Raw genomic sequence first — 9137 nt, 5'->3', positions numbered from 1 at the left:
ATGCAGTACGTACTGAAGATTACTACTCTGGGTGTTAAGCATCATGTCTTCCGTGTGGTCTCCGTAGACGGCATGGCTGACGTGGAGCACGTGCTCAATCTGTGTGATCTTTCCTTTGCTTACGCCGGCTATAACACCAAGGAACTCTATTTTGCCCGCAATCATGAGTCCTACAGAGCACTGTCACTGGACACTGCCCATGAGGATCATGAGCATTACGGTCCTACCGGCAAGGAGCACTCTCCTTTCTGGGAGGATACAGTAGACCTCAATGCCCTGCAGATAAATGCCGTACGCCTGCTTGAGGACAAGGCTGCTGCAGTAGGCCGCTTTGATGCCCTGATTGAGTCCATGCAGACTCAGCTGGTGCAAAGCGCCGGTCAGGCACAGGGAACTGCCTTAATGGGCAGTGCCTCTGATTCCTGCGATGTTCACCCTGGTGAGCAGCAGGGAGCCCGCTTCAAGTTTATCTACTGCCTCAATGGTGTGCAGCATCTGGTGGAAATCATGACCAGCTCTGAAAAGCTCAAGTGCTTCCTGCCTGCAACACTGATGGGTGAAGGTCTTATTATCGACAGCGATGAAAATAAGCCGCTGTCCTGTGAGATGATCAACGAGTGCCTTGATGCCCAGGAAGGCAACGAGCAGCTCGATGATGGACTCAGCCTCAAGGACTGCACCTCACGCATGAGAGCTCTGGGCGCCATGCGTAATACTGACAATATCAGCAATGCCATTGTCAAAGCCGGTGCTGCCCCGCTAAAATTCAAAGCAGAATAGTCAGCGCTTGCTGTCGGTGATATCTGTCACTGACTGTCCACAGGTTTCAAAAGGTCACGCAAGTGGCCTTTTGTGCACCTTGAGCGCTCTGGTCTGTCCCTGCAACTAGCAAGACAAGTCTGGTTAGGGGCAGACTTCACGATCACCATCATGCCAGCTTAAAAGGCACCAGCGCTCAGCCATATTGTTTTATAAAGCATATTGCGCCAGGGCAGGTACTGCCCCCATTGCAGCGCGCTACGCTGCTGCAGCGCAGCGCATGTCACTGCAGGCAGCAGCACTGCGCGCGCCTCGCTGTATTGCACTGCATTGCCATGCGTTGCAATATACTGTTTTGTAAAGCAGTCTCTGGCTGTGCATTTATGCTGTGCTCTGTTAATCTGATCCATGGTGGCGATCATAAGCCCAGTGTTCCGGCATGCTCACAGTGCGCACAGGCGCAATCTGAGCATTTTTTGTATGTGCCTGTCATATTTGCTGACCGGCCGGCCGGAGCTTGACTTGCCTGCAGGGGAGCATGCTGAATGTGGTGTGCCTCTGCAGGTTCCATGCACTGCCCTGATGGTTTTGCCGACAGCGCTGCTGTCAGCTGCACTCCGGCAGCCGTTTTATCTTTCTACGCCCGGCTGTCAGCTGCATTGACCGTTGGGGCAGGGCATACAACTTAGGAGTTAGGATCAAATGTCTTTAATCACACTCAAAGATATACAGATGCCGCAGGAGTTTGACCTTCCTGCCCCAATGTCTGATGAGGAGCTCGAAAAAGACAGTCGTCTTTATGACCAGGCCAAAGAGGTAATCAAAAAGCACAACGCCCTGGTGATTGCCCACTACTACACAGCCCCAATTATTCAGCGCCTTGCTGAGGAAACCGGCGGCTTTATCGGTGACTCACTGGAGATGGCCCGTGTCGGTAAGGAAAGCCCGTCAAATACCATTGTAGTTGCCGGTGTGCGCTTCATGGGTGAGACCGCCAAGATCTTATCTCCTGAAAAGACCATCTTAATGCCGGACATGGGTTCTGAGTGTTCGCTCGATCTGTGCTGTAAGGGCTCTGAGTTAAAGCGTATCCGCGCCATGTACCCTGATGCCACCGTCGTTGCCTATGCCAATACCTCAGCTCAGGTAAAGGCCATGTCCGACTGGATCGTGACCTCATCTCTGGCTGTGGAGCTGGCTGACTACTTAAAGGGCCGTGGTGAGAAGATCCTGTGGGTTCCGGATCGTCACCTGGGCGGCTACATTGCCAATAATGCTCAGACCGAGGTTTACTCCTGGCCGGGCCGCTGCATTGTGCACGATTCCTTTGAGGCCAATGACATTGCCCAGATGAAGGTGGACAATCCAGGTGCCAAGCTGCTGGTACACCCTGAGTCTCCTGCTGAGGTTGTGGCTCTTGCTGACAAGGTAGGCTCTACCTCTCAGCTGCTTGAGTTCACCAAGACCGATGATGCCCAGACCTATATCGTGGCTACTGAAAGCGGTATCTTCTACAAGATGCAGCAGGCAAACCCTCACAAGAAGTTCATCGAGGCCGCCGTAGGCGATCGCGATGGCGTAGGCACCCTCAACGGCGCCCGCTGCCCATGGATGGCTCTTAACTCTCTGGGCAAGATCATCAACTCCCTGGAGGGCTCTGAGGAGGTTCGCAAGGCTCACTCCGTACAGGTTCCTGAGGATGTACGCCTCGAGGCTCTCAAGCCTCTGGACCGCATGCTCCGCTTTGCTGCTGCTGTCCGCTCCGGCAACGTACCTGGCGACCTCTGATTTCACAGGCCAGGCCCACGCCCGTCCCCACGGGACAGGCAGAGTCTGACCGGCCCGGTCCGGTCCGGCCCGGCTCTGCCTGAACGGCGGCCCTGGCCAGCCCGGCCTGCCCGGCCTGGCCTGGGCATCATGATTTAAGGCAGCACCGACGCTTTACAGAATCTGACCACATTTCAGGGATCTTTATGATCCCCGGGGCCAGTTACAGGCGTCAGGCTGACCTTACATGAATAAAGGCTGTGCTCTTCTCACCGGGAAAAGCACAGCCTTTTTCTTTGTCACAGCTTAGTGGTGTGGAGCGTTTATTATTTGCTTTTACAGATTGTCCAGCTGTGTCAGGCTGAATACCGTTGACGCGCGTAGCCGTAAATCACCAGGCTTCTCCGGAAACAAAGTGATATCACTACAACAAAGAATGAAAAGAAACTCTCTCTTATGGATGCTGTGTATCAGCACAACTCTTGTTTTTCCATTATTAAGCGGCTGTACAGCTGCCCAGCGCCCTGATCCTCAGGTGCAGGCAGCCCGTCCCACCGCAGCTACCGCAGGGCGCACTGCTCCCAACACTCAGGAGTCACCCGAAGGCCAGCTGCGCTACGGCCGCATGACTGCCGCCCAGCTGCGCAATGAAGAAGGCCCGGTAATCAGCCTGGGCAACGGAGCCTACAATGCCTATAAGCAGGGGCCGTCAGCCCAGGTAGCACCGGCAGCCCCAGGCTCAGCAGCTCTGCCTGCAGTGACCGTAGAGCCGGCCATGGATCAGGTCCAGTCCTGGGCTAACCAGCCGGCCTTGCAGCAGGCCCCGGCACAGCAGCAGGCCCGCTCTACAAGTCAGGGGCGCAGTCAGACCTTGGGGGCCATGCCAGTTCACAGCAGGGCTGCCGCTGCACCAGGCCATGGCCAGGGACCGGGCCAGGGCCAGAGCCGTACTTACTGGCCGCTGCTTGACCGCAGCGTCAGAGTAGCTCTGCCACCGGCATCAGTTATTCCTCCTCAGGAAAGCCGCCAGGTACTGAACCTTAGCTATGGGGCGATCAATCAGAGTATTGATGTGCTTTTCCGTGCTGATGGCCAGCGCCTTTTAATGGCCGGTTCAGCTCCTCTGGGCATTAAGCTCTTTACAGCCCGTTATGACAGCAACGGTATTCATACCAGCATGCTTGTTGAGTTCAAGGGACTGCCCCGCCCTGAGCAGGTACTGCTTGATGTCATGCTCTCTCTTGCTCCGGCCGACGCATGGAGCTCAGTGCTGCCCCCGGGCTATGCCGTAACTGACAGAGGCGGGGACCGCATTGTCACCAACAGTAAGGGCCAGGCTATCAGTATCATTTCCTATGCTGATGTGGGTGGCAAACGCAAGCCCGTACGTATGGTCAACAAGGTCTTTGGCTATCAGATAAATATCAGCTACCGCTAAGCCCGATCCAGTCCCCTGGCTCACCGGGCAGACAGCGCCAGGAGCACGCTGACTGCCGGGCAGCCCGTGCTGCGGCCCAGCCGCTCTGCCCGGCCAAAAGGGCCAGCAGAGCCGCACAGGCCTGCAGCCATGGTGCAAGTAAATGCACAGCCCCATACGGCAGCTCTTAACAGGTGAATGCAGTTTGCTGAGCCAAAGGCAGCGCAGGGTAGCACGCTGCGCAGGCAGCACAGGCACCACAGCCAGCACAGGCAGGCTGTCAGCCTGACTGTCATCAGCCTCACAGGCGAAAAATTAGCGTTTTGTCAGCCGCGCAGGCCTGACATTTTTGGTAAGCTAAATCAGGCAGCTCAAAGACATTGCCGTAAGAAAGGCCAGCGCTTTACCACACCAAGGCATGAGGCCACGGACGCCGACACGGCTCAAGCAAGTACCTGCTGGCAGGCATCAGGCGGCCAGGCCAGGGCATGATTTACATGCTCCGTACAGGGGCTGATGGCCGTACAGGCTGAGGCCGCAGTCAGGCTCAAGCCAGAGTCTTGCTAAGGCCATGGGCTGGCCGGGCGTCTGGGAGCAGGGGCCGCCATCAGACATTACTGAAAGTTTTCATATTGATAAGAGGAATGAGGAAAGGATATGAACGGCAGGATCGCGACATTTGATAACAAGAAGGGTGAGGGTCGCCTGCAGGGTGATGATGGTCATATCTACTGGTTTAACCGTGACTGCATTGCCCGTGAGGAAGAGTCTGACCTGCTGATGATGGATGTCGAGGTATCCTTTGAGACTGGCGAAATTGAGGTCAAAAACCGCCGCAGCGGCCAGATGGAAAAGCGTCAGGCGGCTATCGAGGTCAAGGTACTCAATCCTGAAAGCCTTGAGGATCTCAATGTCTACTATGCCGAGCCTCCAACCTTCCTGTACGAAAAAGAAGACCTGGTAGAGGGCTTTGACGTGCTCGACCGTGGCATTTTCGCACTGTCGCGCTCCGAGCGTACCGAAGAGAAGGCCCGTCAGCGTATTACCCGTGAGGTCATGGAATTTGGCGCCAATGCCCTGGTTTCCTACAAGGTGGATGTCAAACTCAAAAATGCCTTTGGCTTTGGCTTTAATATCTATACCGCTACCGGCGTTCCTGTAGTGCTGGGCTGTCGTGATGACAATGGCGACTTCCGTCGCAGCGAGCTGCAAAACCGCCTTGATCAGACCAAAATCCGCAAGGCTCACGATATCCTCGTCAACACCCGTATTGGCAAAATGGTAGTAAAAGGCCTTGCTGCCCTCCTGCTGCTTATCTTTGCCCTGGGCTTTTTCCTCACCGGCGGCATCTAAAAGCCACCAGCAAACACCATCCTCCGCCACTGCCACCGGACCCATGACCTGGGCAGTCCATGCCAGGACCGCCCAGGCCGCGCGTTGCCTGGCTCAAACCTGCCTGGCCACACCGTCCATCCCGCCGGCCATGCCGGCCCTCCCGCCGTCCACGCCGGCCCTTCCGGCCGGCCAGCCACAGGCATCACGGCTTGTCCTGCCTCTGGTATCAGGCCAGACCCGTCAGGCCATTGCGTCCCGGGCATCAATTGCAGCTGGGCATTTACTTTACGGGGCCTGACATACCGCCCTTGCTCAAGGTGCAGGCAGGGGCACTGCTTTCACCTGTCCAGCCCCATAAAAAGACAATTCATAAAGTCCGTACTGACCCTTTCTTTCTTATTTACTGCCTTTTACATCACACTTCAGTCCTTTGCAACAGACAGGTCTTATTCCTTTGCCCGCCGTGCTGTTATGCAAGGACGCGCCGGGCTGCGCCGGACCGCTCCTGAGCGTACAGGACGAACGCAGCGCAGCGTACCGCATTATTCCTATTCTCACAGGCAGGCAGCCACTCTGAGAGAGCACCCTGAACTTCACCGATAAGCACCACGTCTGTGAAAGCTCAGGGAATCTTATCGCCAGCCAATATCTCTGTGACAGGGCGGGGAGCGCACCTGGCTCAATGAGCCCACAGCACACCAAAGCGCAGCGCAGCACAGCGCAAAACCGCTCACAGCGGCACATCCTTATCCTCAAACTCACCTTTACGGCAAGCCCATTACTGCAGCCTGTAGCCCAGTGGTGCAGGGGCTGCAAGGGTCGCAAGGGCCGCTGCGACTGCGGCGGTACTGGTAATGCAGCAGGGGATATTGCCTGAGGGCGGGCGTTGGCATGTCAGGACTGTATGTCATGCCGGTGGTCGCTGGCGCGGTGAGGGCGACCTGGCTCAAATTCATGATGAAAGATATTGTCAAATACCTGGGCGGCGGTTACTATATAAGCTATCGCTAACTTAAGTAAGGTATGGTTAATTTAAATGACATTAATTAATTACCTGGTAATCGCAGCAATCATTGGAGTCATTGCCTTTCCTTTTTATCTGGGCATGAAGAAGATTATCCGCATGTTCGGCCCGGGCAACTCCTGTGGCTGCGACAGCAATGACTGCGGCTGCGGGGATCATGGCAAAAGCAACAGCAGCTGCGGCTGGAATCCCAACGACAATCATCTGTCCCGTAAGGGCCATGACATTACCGGCATCAGAGGCCCGGTAAAGAGAACTGAGCACAAGTGCTCTGAGGACAGCTGCAACTGTGGCCGCAAGGACGACTGACCTGATAATCCTGCCTGACAGCGCAGTGCCCGACCAGAGCCATGGCCATGCAACACAGCAGATTTCAGGCAGGCACAGCCGCGTGGCGCCGCTGTCAGGTCCGGCAGCTGACAGACTGACAGCTAACTGTTGCGCTCAGGCCGCCACATTGCCAGGGGCAAGCCCTCTGTTCTGGCAGGGCTTTGTCTGCCATGCTTAGTCTCGTGCTGAGTCTGCCGGGCTCCGGGATGACAGGGAGTGCCAGCATTGCGCCCCAGGGGCAAGGGGATGCCCGGAGGCTGCAAATCGATATCTGGTTATCTGGTTATCAGGAACGTGCTGCCATGTTAGTGGTGAAAAGAAAATAAAACTTTCCCAAAATTTAGAACTATGTGCATGCCGCCTTAGTAGGGGGATATGGGAAATTGCTCCGCCTACAGGACAAAATCCATTGTACAGGCCAAATAACAATAGACAATACTAAATAAGGTACAAAGTTAACCAAATTAATAGTTCCATATATTAGAACTATCAGCCATAGGCTGCAGCACGAAAGCCCCAGCTGCTGTTGCTGTGCGTCCAGCTGCGGTAGCTGTGGAGGCTGCGATAGAACACGCCAGCGCAAGTGGTGTACGACCACATGCCGCCGCAGCGCAATACAGCGGGGTAGCTGCTCCACCAGTAGGCATACGCATAATTTTTACCAAATTCATTAATAGCGGTGGTTTGCTTAACAGCAGGGAAAAGGCCGCAGTATGCCCGATTTATGCCATTTTGATTAGTAAAGAAAGTATTGCCTGATGAATGGCCCCAATATGCGCAATAGCCAGTATTTGCAGTTGCGCCGGCATAGCATGGGGGTACGCTTTGCCAGTCGTATAGAGTGGTTTGGCCGTCTTGAACGTTGTCTTTAGTAAACTGTGTTATAGAAACACTGTCTTTCATTACCATGAACTTGCCAGCGTTTGAGCTGGCATTACACATGATAACGCCTAAAGCAACCTCTTCTAAAAGGCCGTTCAGGTCAGCAATACCGCATGTCTGGCCGTTATGGGTGGTTCGTTCAAAGTGATTAGCGCCGCCTGTATTGCCTTTTTGAGCGATTTCAGTATCGCTGCATTCGTACAATATTTCTTTGTCGTCAGTATCTCCCAGCGCATTGTTATTGCAGCCTTTAGGATAATTAGTAGTTCCTGCTTCATCATACCAGGCGCAATTGTCTTTAGAAGTTGCATGTAAGCCGTGCACATATGAAAGCATAGCCAAAGCAGAGTACATAAAGCCGCTTGCGCAAGTGCCTTTGTTTTGGGTCATTTTCTTTGCAATTGTAATTGCATCATAAGCAACGCCAGCGCACTCGGTATTTAATTCACTGTCTTTAGACGGTGCATCAGTGCCTGAGCTGGTAAGAGAAATAGCAATAGCGTTCCTAACTGACCTATTGCCCTTGCTAACCAGGTACTTAGTAATGAAAAAGCCTTCTTTAACCTCGCCTCCGTCAATAAAAGCACGGTGTAAGATGTACTCTACCTCATTGGCTTTTGTTTCGTTACAGTTAAACTCTGCAAAAGACCTGATTGCAAAAGCCGATGGCGATTTAGCTGTAATTTCGTTGCCTGTTTCAGCCTTGTCAAAGCTATAGCAGAATGCAGGCACAAACACGTATACATTATTGTTGCTATCTACATAGTTGCCAAAATTAGGACTTGTTTGAATGGTTGTTCCGTCCATTACGCTTAAGCCTAAATGCTCTAACAGGTGAGCAGGCGCAACACCAACGCCAAAGCCAGCAGCGCCTGGGGTTCCAATGCCTGAAACTGTGCCAGTTTTAAACACTGTTGTAAGTGTTTTGCTTTCGGCAGGGGCTTCGGACCTGGTTCCATAGGCTTTAATGTTTAATGTATAGAAGGTTTCAGCTTCTAAAAGTTTAGGGCATCTAATTGAGGTTAGATTCCTGGTATCTTGCAATGATTCCCAGATGGTTACATTGTTAGAAACGTCCTTAATTTGCCAGTCGGTCTTAGTGTGGGTGAACTGCTGAGGGCCAAAGTTCAAGCTAATGTTAAACGATGGGAACATATAAGCATCAAATTGGCCGCCCTGAATAAATTCAAGTAATACTGAGATGTTTTCATTGATAGTGGCTGGTTCCAGTGGCTGATAATGGTGTTTCATCATTGTCTTCACCATTGCCCTTATAAAACACTTGATATTTAAAATCGTCAATATCGATAATTTCATAAGAGTTAACTTTAGTTACTTCATAGTTGCCTGTTGGAACTGCAGCAGTGGTAAATTGGTCTACATGGTCGCTATTTGTCTTATTGTAGACTTTTATACGCAAGTGGGTTGCTGCTTGCTTTTCTGGTCTGGTGTGTAGCTGAGGGGTGCTAAATTCAAAGCGCAAGCCGGTATCAGAGTTCAAAAGTTTTGACCCACTGAGTACTAGCACTAAATACGTATCGTAATCTGCAAATATATAGTAGAATCAGGGCTTATGAAAAAAGTAGAATGCCCTGATTCACAGGCTGCCCATGCCCTGCATAA

7 protein-coding genes are annotated in these 9137 nt (G+C 53.0%); 5 read left to right on the top strand and 2 right to left on the bottom strand.

Annotated elements, in window-relative coordinates; translation table 11 throughout:
* Positions 1-780: a hypothetical protein gene (locus tag MXE41_RS05590; RefSeq protein ID WP_246978164.1), complete on the top strand. Its 780-nt coding sequence runs from the start codon at positions 1-3 to the stop codon at positions 778-780.
* 158 nt (positions 781-938) lie between these two features.
* Here the strand turns inward: MXE41_RS05590 and MXE41_RS05585 are convergent, their stop codons facing one another.
* On the bottom strand, positions 939-1169 hold the full coding sequence (locus MXE41_RS05585; protein WP_247099669.1) for a hypothetical protein: 231 nt from the start codon (positions 1167-1169) through the stop codon (positions 939-941).
* 292 nt (positions 1170-1461) lie between these two features.
* On the opposite strand from MXE41_RS05585, the gene nadA reads away from it, so the two are divergent.
* The 4 genes from nadA (at position 1462) to MXE41_RS05565 (ending at position 6611) form a co-directional block, all read left to right on the top strand.
* Positions 1462-2547: a quinolinate synthase gene (gene nadA / locus MXE41_RS05580; RefSeq protein ID WP_246978166.1), complete on the top strand. Its 1086-nt coding sequence runs from the start codon at positions 1462-1464 to the stop codon at positions 2545-2547.
* Between the two features lie 415 nt (positions 2548-2962).
* A complete protein-coding gene (locus MXE41_RS05575; protein WP_247099667.1) occupies positions 2963-3964 on the top strand; it encodes a DUF3261 domain-containing protein in 1002 nt (333 codons plus the stop codon).
* 636 nt (positions 3965-4600) lie between these two features.
* Entirely contained in the window at positions 4601-5296 is a 696-nt protein-coding gene (locus MXE41_RS05570; RefSeq protein WP_247099666.1) for a hypothetical protein, read from the top strand.
* Positions 5297-6314: 1018 nt separating this feature from the next.
* On the top strand, positions 6315-6611 hold the full coding sequence (locus MXE41_RS05565; protein ID WP_247099664.1) for a hypothetical protein: 297 nt from the start codon (positions 6315-6317) through the stop codon (positions 6609-6611).
* Positions 6612-7121: 510 nt separating this feature from the next.
* Here the strand turns inward: MXE41_RS05565 and MXE41_RS05560 are convergent.
* Positions 7122-8831, bottom strand: a complete 1710-nt coding sequence (locus MXE41_RS05560) for a hypothetical protein (protein WP_247099661.1) — start codon at positions 8829-8831, stop codon at positions 7122-7124.
* Positions 8832-9137 lie beyond the last annotated feature (306 nt).

The organism is Anaerobiospirillum sp. NML120449, from assembly GCF_023051105.1.
Taxonomy (GTDB): domain Bacteria; phylum Pseudomonadota; class Gammaproteobacteria; order Enterobacterales; family Succinivibrionaceae; genus Anaerobiospirillum.
The sequence above is the reverse complement of the archived record's forward strand: the minus strand, read 5'-3'. Positions and strand labels throughout refer to the sequence as shown.